At 41.7% G+C, this 15,916-nt stretch carries 22 protein-coding genes and 1 other RNA gene; 7 read left to right on the top strand and 16 right to left on the bottom strand.

Annotation, left to right across the window (positions count from 1 at the left end; all coding sequences use genetic code 11):
* Nucleotides 1-33: 33 nt before the first annotated feature.
* Nucleotides 34-87: a hypothetical protein gene (locus AAZR19_RS17550; protein WP_421727775.1), complete on the top strand. Its 54-nt coding sequence runs from the start codon at nucleotides 34-36 to the stop codon at nucleotides 85-87.
* A 67-nt stretch (nucleotides 88-154) separates the two neighbouring features.
* On the opposite strand, the gene ssrA is transcribed toward AAZR19_RS17550, so the two are convergent.
* From ssrA to AAZR19_RS17515, 7 genes are all read right to left on the bottom strand, one after another.
* Nucleotides 155-517: a transfer-messenger RNA gene (ssrA, locus tag AAZR19_RS17545) on the bottom strand.
* A 173-nt stretch (nucleotides 518-690) separates the two neighbouring features.
* Nucleotides 691-1,161: an SsrA-binding protein SmpB gene (gene smpB, locus AAZR19_RS17540; RefSeq protein ID WP_012011279.1), complete on the bottom strand. Its 471-nt coding sequence runs from the start codon at nucleotides 1,159-1,161 to the stop codon at nucleotides 691-693.
* Between the two features lie 139 nt (nucleotides 1,162-1,300).
* Nucleotides 1,301-3,643 carry a ribonuclease R gene (gene rnr / locus AAZR19_RS17535; protein ID WP_326149085.1) on the bottom strand — a complete coding sequence of 781 codons (2,343 nt, stop codon included), beginning with the start codon at nucleotides 3,641-3,643 and terminating at the stop codon, nucleotides 1,301-1,303.
* Between the two features lie 19 nt (nucleotides 3,644-3,662).
* On the bottom strand, nucleotides 3,663-4,409 hold the full coding sequence (locus AAZR19_RS17530; protein WP_041107814.1) for an alpha/beta hydrolase: 747 nt from the start codon (nucleotides 4,407-4,409) through the stop codon (nucleotides 3,663-3,665).
* A gap of 124 nt (nucleotides 4,410-4,533) precedes the next feature.
* On the bottom strand, nucleotides 4,534-4,767 hold the full coding sequence (gene secG / locus AAZR19_RS17525; RefSeq protein ID WP_003212746.1) for a preprotein translocase subunit SecG: 234 nt from the start codon (nucleotides 4,765-4,767) through the stop codon (nucleotides 4,534-4,536).
* Between the two features lie 186 nt (nucleotides 4,768-4,953).
* Nucleotides 4,954-5,244: an AbrB/MazE/SpoVT family DNA-binding domain-containing protein gene (locus AAZR19_RS17520; RefSeq protein ID WP_041107816.1), complete on the bottom strand. Its 291-nt coding sequence runs from the start codon at nucleotides 5,242-5,244 to the stop codon at nucleotides 4,954-4,956.
* Between the two features lie 38 nt (nucleotides 5,245-5,282).
* Complete coding sequence (locus tag AAZR19_RS17515) at nucleotides 5,283-5,516, bottom strand: helix-turn-helix domain-containing protein (protein ID WP_024426059.1); 234 nt, start codon at nucleotides 5,514-5,516, stop codon at nucleotides 5,283-5,285.
* Between the two features lie 154 nt (nucleotides 5,517-5,670).
* Here AAZR19_RS17515 and AAZR19_RS17510 point away from each other — a divergent pair, with 154 nt between their 5' ends.
* The 3 genes from AAZR19_RS17510 (at nucleotide 5,671) to AAZR19_RS17500 (ending at nucleotide 7,008) form a co-directional block, all read left to right on the top strand.
* Nucleotides 5,671-6,066, top strand: a complete 396-nt coding sequence (locus AAZR19_RS17510) for a helix-turn-helix domain-containing protein (RefSeq protein WP_034280928.1) — start codon at nucleotides 5,671-5,673, stop codon at nucleotides 6,064-6,066.
* 138 nt (nucleotides 6,067-6,204) lie between these two features.
* On the top strand, nucleotides 6,205-6,606 hold the full coding sequence (locus tag AAZR19_RS17505) for a helix-turn-helix domain-containing protein (protein WP_041107819.1): 402 nt from the start codon (nucleotides 6,205-6,207) through the stop codon (nucleotides 6,604-6,606).
* 81 nt (nucleotides 6,607-6,687) lie between these two features.
* The gene (locus AAZR19_RS17500; RefSeq protein ID WP_024423485.1) at nucleotides 6,688-7,008 is read left to right on the top strand and encodes a winged helix-turn-helix transcriptional regulator; all 321 of its coding nucleotides are present in this window, start codon (nucleotides 6,688-6,690) and stop codon (nucleotides 7,006-7,008) included.
* A gap of 80 nt (nucleotides 7,009-7,088) precedes the next feature.
* Here the strand turns inward: AAZR19_RS17500 and AAZR19_RS17495 are convergent, their stop codons facing one another.
* From AAZR19_RS17495 to AAZR19_RS17480, 4 genes are read right to left on the bottom strand one after another with little or no spacing between them, the layout of a single operon-like run.
* The gene (locus AAZR19_RS17495; protein WP_034280931.1) at nucleotides 7,089-7,778 is read right to left on the bottom strand and encodes an ABC transporter permease; all 690 of its coding nucleotides are present in this window, start codon (nucleotides 7,776-7,778) and stop codon (nucleotides 7,089-7,091) included.
* A 21-nt stretch (nucleotides 7,779-7,799) separates the two neighbouring features.
* Nucleotides 7,800-8,717: an osmoprotectant ABC transporter substrate-binding protein gene (locus AAZR19_RS17490; RefSeq protein ID WP_041107821.1), complete on the bottom strand. Its 918-nt coding sequence runs from the start codon at nucleotides 8,715-8,717 to the stop codon at nucleotides 7,800-7,802.
* 13 nt (nucleotides 8,718-8,730) lie between these two features.
* Entirely contained in the window at nucleotides 8,731-9,384 is a 654-nt protein-coding gene (locus tag AAZR19_RS17485; RefSeq protein ID WP_024423488.1) for an ABC transporter permease, read from the bottom strand.
* A gap of 13 nt (nucleotides 9,385-9,397) precedes the next feature.
* Nucleotides 9,398-10,546 (bottom strand): betaine/proline/choline family ABC transporter ATP-binding protein, encoded by a 1,149-nt coding sequence (locus AAZR19_RS17480; RefSeq protein ID WP_076840049.1) that lies wholly within the window; start codon nucleotides 10,544-10,546, stop codon nucleotides 9,398-9,400.
* Nucleotides 10,547-10,814: 268 nt separating this feature from the next.
* On the opposite strand from AAZR19_RS17480, the gene AAZR19_RS17475 reads away from it, so the two are divergent.
* Nucleotides 10,815-11,351, top strand: a complete 537-nt coding sequence (locus AAZR19_RS17475; protein WP_024426065.1) for a GbsR/MarR family transcriptional regulator — start codon at nucleotides 10,815-10,817, stop codon at nucleotides 11,349-11,351.
* A 55-nt stretch (nucleotides 11,352-11,406) separates the two neighbouring features.
* Here the strand turns inward: AAZR19_RS17475 and AAZR19_RS17470 are convergent, their stop codons facing one another.
* Nucleotides 11,407-12,039 carry a MarC family protein gene (locus AAZR19_RS17470; RefSeq protein WP_041107823.1) on the bottom strand — a complete coding sequence of 211 codons (633 nt, stop codon included), beginning with the start codon at nucleotides 12,037-12,039 and terminating at the stop codon, nucleotides 11,407-11,409.
* 119 nt (nucleotides 12,040-12,158) lie between these two features.
* On the opposite strand from AAZR19_RS17470, the gene AAZR19_RS17465 reads away from it, so the two are divergent.
* Both AAZR19_RS17465 and AAZR19_RS17460 read left to right on the top strand, forming a co-directional pair.
* Nucleotides 12,159-12,623 carry a hypothetical protein gene (locus AAZR19_RS17465; protein ID WP_218677047.1) on the top strand — a complete coding sequence of 155 codons (465 nt, stop codon included), beginning with the start codon at nucleotides 12,159-12,161 and terminating at the stop codon, nucleotides 12,621-12,623.
* A gap of 15 nt (nucleotides 12,624-12,638) precedes the next feature.
* Nucleotides 12,639-13,103, top strand: coding sequence for a GNAT family N-acetyltransferase (locus AAZR19_RS17460; protein ID WP_041107828.1), 465 nt, complete (start codon nucleotides 12,639-12,641; stop codon nucleotides 13,101-13,103).
* Between the two features lie 25 nt (nucleotides 13,104-13,128).
* Here AAZR19_RS17460 and AAZR19_RS17455 read toward each other — a convergent pair whose 3' ends face one another.
* Genes AAZR19_RS17455 through AAZR19_RS17440 form a run of 4 tightly spaced genes read right to left on the bottom strand, consistent with a single transcriptional unit; the run spans nucleotide 13,129 to nucleotide 15,908 of the window.
* On the bottom strand, nucleotides 13,129-13,410 hold the full coding sequence (locus tag AAZR19_RS17455) for a hypothetical protein (protein ID WP_024426069.1): 282 nt from the start codon (nucleotides 13,408-13,410) through the stop codon (nucleotides 13,129-13,131).
* Nucleotides 13,407-13,775 carry a hypothetical protein gene (locus AAZR19_RS17450; RefSeq protein WP_434703859.1) on the bottom strand — a complete coding sequence of 123 codons (369 nt, stop codon included), beginning with the start codon at nucleotides 13,773-13,775 and terminating at the stop codon, nucleotides 13,407-13,409. The genes AAZR19_RS17455 and AAZR19_RS17450 overlap by 4 nt, the downstream gene beginning before the upstream one ends.
* On the bottom strand, nucleotides 13,772-15,169 hold the full coding sequence (locus AAZR19_RS17445; protein WP_434703857.1) for a hypothetical protein: 1,398 nt from the start codon (nucleotides 15,167-15,169) through the stop codon (nucleotides 13,772-13,774). Before AAZR19_RS17445 ends, AAZR19_RS17450 begins: the two co-directional genes overlap by 4 nt.
* On the bottom strand, nucleotides 15,141-15,908 hold the full coding sequence (locus AAZR19_RS17440; RefSeq protein WP_024423497.1) for an ATP-binding cassette domain-containing protein: 768 nt from the start codon (nucleotides 15,906-15,908) through the stop codon (nucleotides 15,141-15,143). The genes AAZR19_RS17445 and AAZR19_RS17440 overlap by 29 nt, the downstream gene beginning before the upstream one ends.
* Between the last annotated feature and the right edge of the window lie 8 nt (nucleotides 15,909-15,916).

Raw genomic sequence — 15,916 nt, 5'->3', positions numbered from 1 at the left:
TATATTGATTATTATAACAATATCCGAATTCAATTGAAATTAAACAGCCAGTCACCAAAAGAGTTTCGGCAACTGGCTGTTTTATAAAGGTGTTTTGATCCCTGTCTCAAAAACGGGGGTCAGTCCCCTAGAAAGGGGGCTTTTTAATTTAAAATTATGGAGACGGTGGGAGTCGAACCCACGTCCAGAGACATCGATTACTTAAGCGTCTACGAGCGTAGTCAACATATTTCGTATTCACTCATCCTCATGCCTGCTGACGGGCGCTTGGAGAGCTAGTCTGATGGATCTCTTCTTACGTCCTCAGACGGAAACGTAAGCGTAGCCTACTTCATTGGGCTCCTCACAGACACATAGGCGATGTCAGGAAGAGCTCGCTGCGCTTATTAGGCAGCTAGTGCTAAGTTTTGGTTAAAACTTTTAGTTTTGCCAGTTACATTTAAGTGCGTGTTAACGAGATCGCCTCTCGGCTCGCAGCCTAAGCTCGAACCATCCCTGTCGAATCCGTAACGTCCCCTTGTAAAAGGGATATACGGGATGGAAGTTCAGCTTCACTGCTTCCGTATATAACTATTATAACAATCTTACTGCTCGAAACAACTGGTGGTTTCTGTAAAAAAGCGATGATTGTTTACTGCATAACATATTGTAGCATAATGCTTCCGCTCTCAGCAAGCCATCTGCATCAGGCTAGAATTGCTTTTGACGATCGCGGAAGGCACGTTCGATTTCACGTTTTGCATCTTTTTTCTTCAGATCTTCACGCTTATCGTATTTCTTCTTCCCTTTTCCGATTCCGATCAGCACTTTGGCAAAGCCATTTTTCAAATAGAGTTTCAGAGGCACAAGTGAGTAGCCTTCTTCCTTTGTCGCACCAATCAATTTGCTGATTTGCTTGCGATGAAGCAGCAGCTTTCTCGTTCTCAGCGGATCATGGTTATAACGGTTCCCCTGCTCGTATGGGCTCACGTGCATATTATGAAGAAACACTTCCCCTCGCTCGATTTTGGCAAAGGAATCTTTTAAATTCACTTTTCCAGCACGAATCGATTTGATTTCAGTTCCTTGTAATACTAGGCCGGCTTCGTATGTTTCTTCTATAAAGTAATCATGATTTGCTTTTTTGTTTTGGGAAACAACTTTTCCCTCTCCCTTTGGCATTGGCGTACACCCTCCTTTTGACACAAACACGGTCCAAATCGTACGGATTATTTTATCAAACAATCCAGCTTTCGACAATGCTGACGCCATGTGGTCAAAAAGCAAATAGAGCGGGATGCCCTATTTGCTTTTTGGCACGTTACTTTTTCTTTTTGCGTTTTTGTTTCGGTGCGTTTTCAAATACGCGTTTTTTCTTTTTCTTCTTTTTACGGTTTGTGAACCAGTCACTTCCGCTATTATCCTCTTTGCCTTTTTCCTCAGAGGCTTTTTGACCTCCACGGCCTTTTTTCGCTGGTGGATCTGTCCGTTTTTTGAACTTGAAATCTTTTGGAGATTTACGGCGAGTGCCTTTCATCCCGACGATTTCAAAATCAATTGAGTGCTCATCTTTATTGACATTCACGACTTTGACAGTGATTTCATCACCGATACGGTAGACATTTCCTGTACGTTCACCGATCATAGCAAAGTGCTGTTCATCAAAGCGATAGTAGTCGTCAGTCATGTAGCTGACATGGACAAGACCTTCTATCGTATTCGGCAGTTCAACGAATAGTCCGAAGTTCGTCACGGAACTAATCATGCCATCAAACTCTTCACCGATTTTATCTAGCATAAACTCTGCCTTTTTCAGGTCATCTGTTTCACGCTCTGCATCGACTGAGCGGCGCTCCATTGTAGATGCATGATCTGCGATTTCAGGCAGCAGCTGGCCCCACTTTTCTAAGGTCGCTTCATCTGTCTTTTTCTGAATCAAATAGGTTCTAATCAGTCTATGCACGATTAAATCCGGGTAACGGCGGATCGGTGATGTGAAGTGTGTATAGAATTCCGTTGATAATCCAAAATGGCCAATGCTTTCTGGATCATACTTCGCCTGTTTCATAGAGCGAAGCATCACAGTTTGAATGACGACTTCTTCTGGTTGATCCCTGACAGCATCGAGGACACTTTGAAGTGCGCGCGGGTGAATGTTCGTTGACGTCCCTTTCACAATGTAACCAAACGTCGTCACGAACTCTAAAAAGCGCTGAAGCTTCTCAGGATTTGGTTCTTCGTGAATTCGGTAAATGAACGGAACATTCATCCAGTGGAAATGCTCTGCAACCGTTTCGTTTGCAACAAGCATGAATTCTTCAATTAATTTCTCTGCAACGGAACGCTCACGAATGACAACGTCTTTCGCTGCGCCTTCATCATCTACAAGTACTTTTGCTTCCTTGAAGTCAAAGTCTACAGCTCCGCGCTCCATTCGTTTGTCACGAAGAATCTCTGCAAGCTTCTCCATCTCTTGGAACATCGGCACTAGCGGCTCATATTTATTTAGAAGCTCTTCATCTTGGTCGACTAAAATCTTATTCACATCGGAATAGGTCATTCTCTCCGTCGTTTTGATCACACTTTGGAAAATCTCATGTTTGACGACTTTCCCGTTACGATCAATAACCATTTCACAAGACAGCGTGAGACGATCGACCTTTGGATTTAATGAACAAATACCGTTTGACAAACGATGCGGAATCATCGGAATGACGCGGTCGACGAGATACACACTCGTTCCACGTTCATAAGCTTCCTGATCAATCGGGGAATTCTCTGTGACATAATGAGAAACGTCTGCAATGTGTACGCCAAGCTTATATTTGCCATCATCCAGCTTTTGCACAGTTACGGCATCATCTAAGTCCTTCGCATCTGCACCGTCAATCGTCACAATCGTTTCATTGCGCAAGTCGCGTCTGCCTTCAAGATCTTTTTCATCAATCGTTTCCGGTGTGTCTACTGCCTGCTGAAGTGCTTCTTCTGGGAACTCACCTGGCAGACCGTGTTTATGAATGATCGACAAAATATCAATGCCAGGGTCATTTTTATGACCGAGAATTTCAGTCACTTCACCCTCTGCACTCATTCTTCCTTCAGGGTAGCTTGTCAGCGTCACAACGACTTTATGCCCTTCGACTGCTCCGTTTTTAGCGGATTTCGGAATGAAGATATCGTTTGTGATTTTTTTATCATCAGGAATGACAAAGCCAAAGCTTTTCGTTTCTGTATAGGTACCGACAACCGTCTGAGTATTACGCTCGAGAATGCGGATGACAGTTCCTTCTTTTTTCGTGCCGTTTGATTTGTGGCTGACACGAACCATGACGGTATCGCCATTCATCGCTGTGCCTAACTCATTTGGCGGAATGAATATATCATCCTGTCCAAACTCTTCAGGCGTTACAAATGCAAATCCTTTTGCATGAGCAGACAGCTTTCCTTTTACCAAATTCATTTTTTCTGGCACACCGTAACGATCGCTGCGCGTGCGAACGATGAGTCCTTGATCCTCCAGCGTCACAAGTGCTTTAACGAGCTCTTTATAATCATCAGGATTGGTAATCTCCATCATGACTTCCAGCTCTTGAACGGTTAACGGTTTATACGCTTCTTCTTTCATAAAAGCGAGTAATTCATCCATAAATTCTTCTTTTTGCACACTCTAACCCCCTATATATTTAAATTGACCAATCAAGTGATTCTAAGAATGCATAGACATCCTGATGAACCTTCTCCCGCTCTTTATCAAGCGTGATGACATGGCCTGATTCTTCATACCATTTCAAATGCTTATCATCTGTCTCTACTTCGTTATAAATGATATTCGCACTGTCTGTATTAATCATATGATCGTGACGTGCCTGCACAACAAAAGTAGGTGAATAGATCATGTCGACATTGTTTCTGACATCTGCAATCAGTTCTTGCAGGCTCCTCAGTGTATTCATTGGTGTTTTCTTGAACGCTTCCATTTCTTGTTCAATTTGGTCCTCTGACTTACCCTCAAATTTCTTATAGTTACGGGCATAATCTAGTACACCCTGGTACATGACTTCTTCACTTTTTATGTACATAGGTGCACACATAGGTACAATTCCCTTTACAGGTACAGTGTAACCTAATTTCAATGAAAAAACTCCTCCGAGGGATAGTCCGCAAACTGCAATCTCCTCATAACCTTCATCTTTTAAGAATTGATAGCCTTCTTCTACATCTTTCCACCAATCAGCCGGGCCTGTATGGACAAGCTCTTCTGGCGGCACACCGTGTCCTTTATATTGAGGTGCATGGCATGTATATCCTCTTTCGTTCAAATAACGGCCAAGCATTCGAACATCGGCTGTATTCCCAGTAAAACCGTGAAGAAGAAGCACCGCCTTTTCTCCACCTTTAAACGTAAATGGTTTTGGTGTAACAACTTTCATGATGTGACTTCCTTTCCTTCTGATATGGTTTATATTTTCCACTTGTATGTATGAAACAAACACAAAAGAGTGCTGATAATAAAAAAAGGTCTGAAAAAAGATCAGACCTTCTGTTACTCGCGCTTTACACGCCTAAATATGCCAATGCAAGTGTTAAGATGAAGAAAAGCACTGACAAAATAACCGTTAATCGGTGAAGAATCAAGTCAAGGCCTCTCGCTTTTTGCTTACCGAAAAGCTGCTCGGCTCCACCTGAAATAGCGCCTGACAGTCCAGCACTTTTACTTGATTGTAGTAATACAACGATGATAAGTGCGATACTGACAATTACGAGTAATGTGATAACAAATGCGTGCATGAAAACACCTCCAGACAAACTGGTACACATAACTTTATTTTACATGAAAACAAGGTGCATGTCACGAAACATCAAAATAAAGATTTCCTATATATTGTCGACTTGATTCGTTATTTTGATACAATTTCGTTCCAAAGTGCTGGCTGCAGCATTTTTATATGCAATTTTTCGGTTAAAAACACATTTTTAATGAGTTGCTTCTTCATTCAATAGCTGTTTTAATTCTACTAACAAACGTTCAGCTCCTTCAGGACTCAGCATCACGTTCCCATTTCCATAGCTTTTGTTGTACTTCGTCACTTGTCCTGTTAACAGGCAGCTCTTATCTGCATCATATTTTTTCAGCATAATGGTTTGATCTTCAACGAAAATTTCTAACAGCTGCTCTTCTTTAATATTGAGTACCTTGCGCATTTCTGAGGGCAGAACAATTCTGCCGAGAGAATCAATGTGTCTAACCATCCCAGTCCTTTTCAATGACATTTCCTCCTTGATGATTGATATGATGATATCATTTATTGACTTTTGTCAATATCTTCATAGTAAAATAGATCTTCAAATTTTTTATCAAAGTAATGAATCATTTTGCCAATGACAAGCTGTCCTGGTTTTCGGTGACCATTTAATACCCTGCTAAGAGTGGCAGGAGAGATGCCAATTTCATCAGCGAGCTGATTTAACGACATATCGTTCTCGATCATATACTGCATGACAAAAGCCCGCCTGATCTGAATCTTTTCGACCATCATTACAACCTCCTATGGAATCATTATGTACAACATGTAAGGCTCTCACATCAAGCAGATTCATTAACTTATGTCAACACTTTTACCCCTCTGCTATTTCCTTTGGTCAATGATCATACTAAAATAAGTCATATACTGAAATGTGAGGTTCGATGTCATGAATCACTTTGGTGAACAATTACGCATTTTAAGAGAAAATAGAAAAATGTCGGTCAATCAGCTTGCCATGTATTCAGGTGTAAGCGCTGCTGGAATTTCTCGTATTGAAAATGGAAAGCGCGGTGTGCCAAAGCCGTTAACCATAAAAAAATTAGCACACGCCTTGAAGGTGCCTTATGAGGATTTAATGCTGCTTGCCGGTCATATTGAACAGGAACAAGTTCATGAAATGAAACCGAAATATGAGTCCATGTTAAAAATCTATCAAACGGCGCTTCAAAAGGATGTAGAACATCTCCCAATTTTTGACGGGGACAAATGGGAAAGGCTCTCCGCACAAGACATCAGCCAGCTGAATGAATACTTTCTCACGCTCATCAACCAAAAAAGGTGAACAAATAGCGGGGCATAACCCTAATGTACATCCACCATTAACTAATGTCAATATTTTCATGGTGCACTTATTGCCAATAGTCAACAAATCATGTAAAATAGACATATCGAATCTATAACCATGTGAGGTTTTGCCTTGATGAACTTTGGTGCATATTTAAGAGCATTACGTGAGGAAAAGAAGCTGTCGGTGAACCAATTAGCGATGTATTCTGAAGTCAGCGCTGCCGGTATATCTCGTATTGAAAACGGGAAACGCGGCATTCCGAAACCTCCTACAATTAAAAAGCTAGCTGGTGCGTTAAAGGTACCTTATGAAGACATGATGCAGGCTGCGGGCTATATTGAGGAAGCCACTTCTGTCCAACAGCTCGAGGAAAATGATCTTTCTTTATCCAAAATAAAGGAAGCCGCATCGCAATATGAACTTACTGATCTCGAAATATTTGATGGTGACATATGGTCAACCCTTTCGAAAAAAGAAATAGAGGACCTCAACCGCTATTTGTTATTTATGTTAAACAGCCGTTCGTCCTCATAAATGTTTTCATCATTGACAAGCTTTTTGCGCCGATTTATGGCAGATTTACGGTATAATGGGTTCAGATTGGAGTGAAGAAAGATGAATCAATCTGACATGTGCCCGCGGTTTGAAAAAGCAGTTGAGTTATTGAGTAAACGCTGGGTGGCACTGATTGTTTTTCAGCTTCTCTCAGGTCAGCAGCGCTTTAGTGAAATTGAGGCGGCTCTGACAAATTTAAGTGGAAGAGTATTATCTGAGAGATTAAAAGAGCTGGAGGCAGCAGGTATTGTAAAACGGGAGGTTTTTGCTGAAACACCCGTGCGCATTGAGTATTCTTTAACAGATATGGGGCGTTCACTTGCACCCGTTTTTGAGGAAATTGCGAAGTGGTCCTCTGAATGGATCACGCTTGAATCATAAAATACCAGCATGCGAACCGCCTGATCATCATAAAACAACCTCCCTTACAGATGTAAGGGAGGTTTTGTCTTTTCAACCGCTTAAGCAGATGTGATGTTTTTTTCAGCTAACGCTTTTCTTTCTTTTTTCTTGTTTGTCGGGCTTAAATAGCGTTCGAGCCAGCCCATGACAAGGTCAGCAATAATAGCCATAAGTGCAGTTGGAATCGCACCTGCTAAAATGATGGCTGTTCCGTTTGTGGCGTTTGACCCTCTGATGATGATATCACCAAGACCTCCCGCGCCCACAAATGTTCCAATCGCTGTAATACCGATGGCAATGACCAGTGCGGTTCTTAAACCAGCCATAATGACTGATAAAGCAAGCGGTAGTTCAACCATTCTCAGCACTTGCCATTTCGTCATGCCCATCGCTTTACCTGATTCTAAATAGGCATGTTCAATGCTGACAATGCCTGTATACGTGTTTCTGATAATCGGCAGAAGTGAATACAGAAAGAGTGATAGGATGACTGTATTTGCACCAAGTCCTAATACAAGCATCAATACAGAAAGCATCGCTAATGCCGGTATCGTTTGAATGACATTGGTAATGGCAAAGACCCAATTGCTCAGCTTGCGGTAATGCGCCACAAAGATGCCTACTGGAATCCCGACAATCGCCGCAAACAGCACCCCATACGCCGACATGAGAAAATGCCTATAAAATTCTTCTAACACATATGACCCGTTCTGCTGATAATACGTCCATAATTGCTGCAGTGTGTCCATCAGCCTTGACACCTCCCCATCTTACTCAAAGTAATTGTGTTTTTTCAGGAAATTCTTCGCAACGGTTGCTGGTTCTTGAAGCTCCCCGTCGACTTGATAGTTCAGCTCTTGCATTTGTTCTGTATCGATTTTTCCGATCAGCCTGTTGATCACCTTATCAAGCCCTGGATTTTCTTTTAAGACTTTCTCCGGGACTACTGGTGATGCATCATATGGCGGGAAGAACCTTTTATCATCTTTTAAGATTTTGAGATTATAGGCTTTGATTCGTCCATCTGTTGAATAGGCAAGCACAATATCCATTTTTTCATTTTTTAATGCATCATAGACTAAACCAATCTGCATCGGATACGTGCTGCCAAATTTGATTCCGTATGTTTTCACGAATCCGTCATAGCCGTCGCCTTTCTTTTTGAGCCAAATATTATCGACACCAAACCGGTAATTGTTCGCATTCTTTTTCAAATCAGAGACCGTTTCTAACTTGTTTTCCTTCGCCATCTTCTGCGTCACAGCAAAGGCATACGTATTATCAAATCCATAAGAATCAAACCATTTGTAATCATAGCGTTTTTTAAATTCTTTTTGGACGATCTCCATCGCACGCTCCGGGTCTTTTTCCGCATCCATTCCAAGCGTGCTTGTTAAATCCGTGCCTGAATATCTTGTCGCAGAAATGTCGACATCTCCGTTTTCCATTGCTTTCTGCTGCACAGTGTTGGAACCTAGGTTTTTCACAATGGTCGTCTTTTTATCTGTGTAATGTTCGATCATATCGCCAACCATATAGGCCATAATTTCTGATTCGGTAAAGTTTTGTGCTCCAATTCGCAGCGTGCCCCCTGAGGAGCCGGCTAGTCCAGGAAGTGAACAGCCGCTTATCAATAGCAAGCATCCGGCAAGCAGTGCACTGATCCATTTTGTTTTTCGATTCTTCACATAAGCCAACTCCTTATGAAACTTCCTTCAATCCTTTTAAGCCTTCTGGTGTTACTTTTTTCTCCAGCTTCATTAATGATAGGTCGATGATGACTGCTAAAATTGTGACTGGTATCGCACCCGCAATAATAAATTCCGGCTGATACAGCTGAAGTCCAATCAAAATGTAGTCACCTAGACCGCCTCCACCGATAAAGGCTGCAAGTGTTGTCCAGCCAATCAAATAAATCGTTGACGTTCTGACACCTGCCATAATGACCGGTACAGCAAGCGGGAGTTCAACAAGACGAATTTGTTCCCATGTTGTCATCCCGATTCCTTTACCGGATTCAAGCAAGTTTTTGTTCACACCTTGGACCCCGGCATACGTATTTCTTAAAATAGGTAAAACCGAATAGAAAAAGAGAGCAACGATTGCAGGTATTTTCCCAACCCCCAAAATAGGAATAAAAAAGGCAAGAATCGCTAAACTAGGGAGTGTTTGAAAGATATTCACGACACCGATGATAAAACCTGCGCCTCGTTTCATTCGTGTGAGAACCACGCCTAAAGGAACGGCAACAAGAATACCAAGCACAACAGCAATTAAGGAAATATATAAATGCTCCCACATTTTTGTGAGGAGTTCCCCACCATTTTTCTCTAGAAAGTCGATGATTTGATCCATGTGTACACCTCCCTTACTTCATTTCAGTGACAGCCGCCGGCGTATCGTCTCCCCAAATGGAGTCGTACACAACATCTACAAGACTTGCACGTGTCACAATGCCTTTTAAGTGCCCTTCTGCATCCACAACTGGTACATATTTAATGCCGCGTATTAAGATTTTCCGGACAGTATCTCTTAGAAGTGCGCCTTCTTGTACGGTATAGAACTCTGTATTTAAAATATCACCAACGAAAGCTGCTTTTCTGCGGTTCGCATCGATTGTTTCAATATCGATATAGCCTTTTAGCACATGATGTTCATCTACTACAAGCAAGGAATCGACCCGCTTTTCTCTCATGATGTAGATGGCATCTGTTAATGTTTTTTCAACTGTAACGGTGACTGGTGACGTGTTCATCATTTGTTCTACACGTTCCATGTTCGGATTTGATTGAAGCAGACGTTCTTTGCCGATGAATTCTTCTACGAATTCATTGGCTGGGTTCCGCAGAATATCGTCAGGCGTACCTACTTGGACAATCTCTCCATCTTTTAAAATCACAATTCGATCAGCTAGTTTAATAGCTTCGTCCATGTCATGTGTGACGAATACGATGGTTTTATTTAACGTTTTTTGCAGTTTCTTAAATTCTTCCTGCAATGAATCTCGTGTGATGGGATCAAGTGCGCCAAACGGTTCATCCATGAGGATCAGAGGGGGTTCCGCTGCTAGTGCGCGAAGAACACCAATGCGCTGCTGCTGTCCTCCGCTGAGTTCATGAGGGTAGCGCTCTAAATATTCCGGTCCCATGTCGACAAGCTTCAGCAGTTCACGTGCCCGTTCTTTCCGTTTTTCTTCCGGCCATTTTAACAGCTTCGGAACAAGTGAAATGTTTTGTGCGATGGTCATATGGGGGAACAGTCCAATTTGCTGAATCACATAGCCAATTTCTCTTCTTAATTGAACTGGATCTTTTTTCATAATGTTTTCTCCCTCGATGAAGATGTTTCCTGAGGAAGGTTCGATGAGTCGGTTGATCATCTTCATGGTTGTTGTCTTACCACAGCCACTCGGTCCAATAAAACAAATAAATTCTCCTTTTGCTATTTCTAAATCAATATTTTTGACAGCCTTTTTTCCGCCTTTATACGTCTTAGATACATTCTCTAGTTTCAGCAAATGAGACACCTCCATTAGTCGGATCAATATTTTCAGAAAATTTACACCTTATTTATTATAGTGCAAACTTTATAAAATAAAAAGTTTATGATGTGTTTGTATTGCATAACATTTATTTAAAATTTTCAGTTAACGGCCTGCTAGATAGAGATCTCTCCTTTTTCCTCCAAATTACGAGCAAATACTCAATATTTATTGTTTTCATCAACAAACAGGTATATGATATATTGTGTTACAAATTGTCAGTCGTGAAGGGATGAATCGGGGAGTGGACAAGCAAGCGTTAGGCGCCATTCAAAAAGCACAGGATCATTATATTGAAAAAGCTGCCGAGAACATGAATGCCTTTGGTCTTTCTTCTACAGTGGGTAGAGTGCTTGGTATCATTCACATGAACCGTAAACCAATGACGCTTGGAGAGCTATCAGAAGCGACAGGCATGAGCAAAACGAGAATGAGTCAGGTCGTTCGAGAAATGCTTGATTTGAATATTGCGGAAAAGGTTTATGAAAAAGGAATACGTAAAGATCTATATGACGTTGAGCAAGATCAATACCAAACGTTTATTTCCTTATTTGCAGCCAATTGGTCCCGAGTTGTCAGCAAAAACCGCAAGGCACATAAGAAAACGTGCAAGGAATTGCTGGAGCTGCTTGAACAGGACGACCTGCCAGAAGAAACAGAGGATAAAATCAATCTGCTTCTTTCAGAAATCAAGGAAAGTCTTGATTACTATGATTGGATTAGCCGCTTAATTGAATTCTTTGAAAGTGAAGAAGTGTTTAAGCATGTGCCGAAACCTTAAAAAAAGCTGTTTTATTTTACATCATTGTAGAAAAAAACAGCTTTTTTATATACACTTATTGCATAAACATTGGGAACATTCCTTTTAAGCCTGCGCCGATCATCTCAACTGCCACTACAGCAAGAATTAATCCCATTAACCGCGTCACGACATTCATCTCTGTTTTCCCCATTTTCCGCATAATGAAACTTGAATAATGAAAGGCATAAAAGGTCATCGCCAGAACGATGACAATGCCGATTAAAATCGCAAACATGTGAAGCATCCCTTGACTTCCCGGGGTTAAACTCATCACTGTAGCGATTGTACCGGGACCAGCAATGATCGGAATCGCCAGCGGCGTAACGGAGACATCCGCCTTTTCTTTGCTTTCTGCCTTTTCCTCAGAATGAGGATTTTGGACATGTGACTCCTTTGCATTCAGTAAATTGTAAGCGATACCAAAAATAAAAATACCTCCGGCGATGCGGAGTGCATGAATATCGATCCCAAACAATTTGAAAATAAGCCTGCCTGCCAATAGAAAGGCAACAAGAATGATGAAAGAGACCACAATGGCTTTTTTGGCTGTCTGGGAGCGTTCTTTCTCTGTATATCCCTCTGTTAAGGTGATAAAAAGAGGCACGTTTCCAATAGGGTTTGATACAGCAAATAATGAAACCACGACATGAATCATAAAGGAAATCAACAGACACCCTCCTTTTTTCATAGTGTCTGCCAATCTGATGTGAATATTCCCTTGTGATGTTAAAACCTGTATATATTTAACCGATGTTAATAGAGGTTTTATTGAAAGGGGAATCACACATGAAGAAAACGATCACCATCGTCCTTCTATCTGTTGCGGTTTTAGGCGCAGCCGGCTGGATGGTCTGGCAGCAGCAGACCATCAAAGCAGCAGAGGAAAAACATCAGCAAGAAAGCAAAACGAACACTAAGCAGCTTTCGCAGTTAAAATCAGATCAAGCGGATATGAAGCATAAAAACGAAGATCAAAAAAAGAAACTGTCTACCATGACGAAAAAGCTCAAAAACGAAAAGAAAGCCTATCAAAAAGAAGTCAAGCAGCGTAAAGTGCTTGAGGCAAAAATTGACCAGCTTCAAAAAGAGCTGACAGCAGCGAAAGCCACTGCTCAAACGAATAAGCAGACTTCACAGGCTGCAAGGAAACCAACTGTCAAAAAAGACCCAAATGTCACCCACAATCCGCCCTCACAATGGGTACAGGATCAATATGATTGGGGTGTGAAACAAGGGTATATTAAAGAATAGAAAGGATGAAAAAACATGATACACATTCGGCCATTGTCAGGTGATCAATCTGTCCCTATGGATCTTTTACTCTTAGCTGATCCTTCCAAGGAAAAGGTTCTTACTTATGTGCAGTCCGGCTCTTGTTATGCCGCGTATCATGAACAGGACGTGATTGGCGTCTATGTGCTTTTATCTCTGTCTCAGCAGACAGTCGAAATCATCAATGTCGCCGTGAAGGAATCATGGCAAGGAAAAGGAATTGGGAAGCAGCTGATCCGCCATGCCATTGCTGAAGCGAAAGCCGCCGGATTTCAGACGGTTGAAATCGGCACAGGCAACTCGAGCATTCAGCAGCTCGCACTTTATCAGAAATGCGGCTTCCGCATGACATCTATTGACCACGATTTCTTTCTTAAGCATTATGATGAACCGATTTTTGAAAATGGCATTCAGTGTATGGATATGGTACGGCTGTCACTCACTTTGCAAGCAGACTGATGTTTTGTTCCGTCCGTCTGCTTTTTTATGTTCTGCGCTTTTTTACCACATGCTTCACATATTGAATGAAGAAATAGAGCACGGCGCCAGCTAAAAAGCAAACCACACATCCAAAGAGCGTCGCCTCTGAGCTGAATTGATACTCTTCAATTTTCATGATATAAAATGGCATGCCAAACAATGTTGGGCTTGATTCAACATGATTGACCTCTAGCAGCAGTAAAAAAACAGGCGTCATAAACACAGCAAATACATACAGCATCGCAAGTGTTATACCGCTGGAAAACGAATGAAATACTTTGATCATCTCTTTCTCTCCTTCATCTCTTTTAAACTGGCTGTAATATTTTTTCCGTCAGGGCAAGCTGGATGCAGCATCACCGTATTTAGTAAAGAAAAAAACAGCAGCTGATGACTGACAGGATGCTTCCATATCATAAAAAGCACAATCGAACAAAGCACCGGAAACAGCGGCCCTGCAAGTGCCACCATCATATTGAAGCTCGGCCGGACAAATTTCTCATGGACGACCGCCACATGCTTCCAATCAATCGTGATCACAAAATCAAAGAGCGGCCTTTTTTCGATTTTGTTACACAACATGATCATCAGCATATGACCGAGTTCATGTATCATCACAACCGCTAGGAAACTACACACAAGTTCTATCATCGCAAGACAGGCCTCTTTAACATGACAGCATATATACAGATAAAGAATGCAAGTGAACCTAGCAGATAGGCGGTGGCGAGAAGATACACATCTGATGAAAACCACTTCAATAAAAGCATATCGATGAAGCTTAATACAGCAATCATCATCACGATGACAAACAGTTTATTAAACTCACTGATCTTCACAATAAACCCTGTACAGGCCGCCATGGCAGTGATCAACAAAATGGACAAACTTGCGAGGCCATGCCCTTCACTTTCAATGCCTATCACCATAGATGCGAGCCAAATAAACACAAAATATGTCAACAAATTAATAGCGTAATAAAATAATATTCTAGGCAATAAATAAGCACTCTTTGATGTATTTAACATAAAAATGGCCCTTTGATTCATATGATATTCTCTGCCAATCATCAACGGAAGCATGATCAATATTTCCTTTAATGCATACTGCACAATAAAGGCATACATCCAGCCGGTTTCTACCGGTGTAAAAACAAATGGCAGCCCCGCCGTCAAACAAACGAGAAATAGAAACAAAATGCCCTGTTCTTTAAAAACAGCTGACCGGCTGAAATAGACCAATTCCTGCCGCAGGTGCGTCAGAAAGGAAGATTGCGTTCTGATTTTCTTGTAAGAAAACGACTTTACCTCTGTTTTCAGCTGTAAAAACATCCGATGGACATAAGAAGCCGCTAACCCCTTCAGCCATAACCAGCCAGCGCTTAGAAGGATCACGAGAAATATGAGATAGACTGATGGCCATACACGGATCATGTCCATTGCTTTTTTCAAAAGGAGAAACACCAATAGATTCAGCACCGCAAAGCCTAGCGTTTGCAGCAGCAAATGCTCTTTTGTTTTTGATACGAAATGGCTCACAGCAATCCGCATCACCATCCAAGAAGCAAGTGCAAGCAGCGCCAGTACACAGCAAGTCATGCATACAGCCGTTATCCAATACAAAGATGGCGTAACACCGCTGATCAAAAGGCCTAAGACAATCGGTAAAAAAAGCAGTCCTACCATGAGAAAACAAAAGAGCATAGGAAAGAAATACACACAAAGGACAAATGGCACACTTTGTATCGCACTATTCAAAAAGTAGAATTGATATTCCTGTCGCTTTAATTTATTGCGGGATAACAAAATAGCTGCACCTAAAAGTAAAAGCGTCATTTTCATCAATTGGAGGTATAGAGCAGCCGGCTCACTTTCTCCCGCCTGCATGAAAAAGCGCAGGCTGATAACGACGTATATCGCGTACATGAGCAAGAAAAAAGCCGCGGCTGCGAGAAGCTGTATAGGGTACTTTTTTGCGAGCTGCTTTCCTTTCGTTGTCAGCATTCCCCATTCTATTTTATGAAGAACGTGTCGTGTCCAGATCATTGAGTAATCTCTCCACCTGCATATAGTAATCTCGATTCATTTCTTTATAAATCTCTTCAAGTGCCTGATGAGGAAATGTCTGAGTCGTTTCTTGGCGGGACATATCCAGCTTGACGTCACCATTTCTTAAGATCATGAGATGGTCATAAAGCGTATCACCAAAGCTCAAATGATGGGTTGAAATGAGAATGCCAGCGCCTTGATCTCTCAGCTTCATAAGCACCTTTTTTAAGATGATCATCATATCTGGATCAAGACCGTTCGTTGGCTCATCGAACACATAATAATCACATGGCCTGAGGAGCTGTGAAATGATCTGCGTTTTCTTTTGATTGCCATGAGACAGCTGAGCGATAGGCTGATCCATATACGAACCCAGCTCAAACAGATCAATGAACGTCTCTTCCCGTGTGACATCTTGCTCATTTGGCAGCTGAAGTAATTGAAAGTATTCCCTCGGTGATAAATAATCGAACAACGAATGCTCGTCAGGAATATAGGAAACATGTTTTTTCAACAAGGAGATATGTTCTGAGGATTGAAGGTTCAGCTGTTTACCATGTAAAGTGACGCATCCTTTAAATGGCGTCAGCCCAAACATGGATTGGATTATCGTCGTCTTTCCCGCACCATTATGCCCCAAAAGCAGCAGCATCTGCCCTTTCTCGACATTCATTTGAATATTGCGGAGAGAGAAGGTGCGGCTATATGTTTTTTCTTTTAATCGTAATGTCAGCATCATATCCC

The organism is Bacillus sp. Je.9.29.b (assembly GCF_051129925.1).
GTDB classification, from domain to species: Bacteria; Bacillota; Bacilli; order Bacillales; family Bacillaceae; genus Bacillus; species Bacillus safensis.
Note: the sequence above shows the minus strand (reverse complement) of the source record. Positions and strands in the feature narration are given on the sequence as shown.

Coding starts and splice junctions, on each gene's coding strand:
- smpB (WP_012011279.1), bottom strand. CDS start 1,161: ATGCCAAAGGGAGAGGGAAAAGTTGTTTCCCAAAACAAAAAAGCAAAT.
- AAZR19_RS17530 (WP_041107814.1), bottom strand. CDS start 4,409: ATGAAAGTTGTTACACCAAAACCATTTACGTTTAAAGGTGGAGAAAAG.
- secG (WP_003212746.1), bottom strand. CDS start 4,767: ATGCACGCATTTGTTATCACATTACTCGTAATTGTCAGTATCGCACTT.
- AAZR19_RS17515 (WP_024426059.1), bottom strand. CDS start 5,516: ATGATGGTCGAAAAGATTCAGATCAGGCGGGCTTTTGTCATGCAGTAT.
- AAZR19_RS17510 (WP_034280928.1), top strand. CDS start 5,671: ATGAATCACTTTGGTGAACAATTACGCATTTTAAGAGAAAATAGAAAA.
- AAZR19_RS17505 (WP_041107819.1), top strand. CDS start 6,205: ATGAACTTTGGTGCATATTTAAGAGCATTACGTGAGGAAAAGAAGCTG.
- AAZR19_RS17500 (WP_024423485.1), top strand. CDS start 6,688: ATGAATCAATCTGACATGTGCCCGCGGTTTGAAAAAGCAGTTGAGTTA.
- AAZR19_RS17495 (WP_034280931.1), bottom strand. CDS start 7,778: ATGGACACACTGCAGCAATTATGGACGTATTATCAGCAGAACGGGTCA.
- AAZR19_RS17485 (WP_024423488.1), bottom strand. CDS start 9,384: ATGGATCAAATCATCGACTTTCTAGAGAAAAATGGTGGGGAACTCCTC.
- AAZR19_RS17465 (WP_218677047.1), top strand. CDS start 12,159: ATGAAGAAAACGATCACCATCGTCCTTCTATCTGTTGCGGTTTTAGGC.
- AAZR19_RS17460 (WP_041107828.1), top strand. CDS start 12,639: ATGATACACATTCGGCCATTGTCAGGTGATCAATCTGTCCCTATGGAT.
- AAZR19_RS17455 (WP_024426069.1), bottom strand. CDS start 13,410: ATGATCAAAGTATTTCATTCGTTTTCCAGCGGTATAACACTTGCGATG.
- AAZR19_RS17450 (WP_434703859.1), bottom strand. CDS start 13,775: ATGATAGAACTTGTGTGTAGTTTCCTAGCGGTTGTGATGATACATGAA.
- AAZR19_RS17445 (WP_434703857.1), bottom strand. CDS start 15,169: ATGATCTGGACACGACACGTTCTTCATAAAATAGAATGGGGAATGCTG.
- AAZR19_RS17440 (WP_024423497.1), bottom strand. CDS start 15,908: ATGCTGACATTACGATTAAAAGAAAAAACATATAGCCGCACCTTCTCT.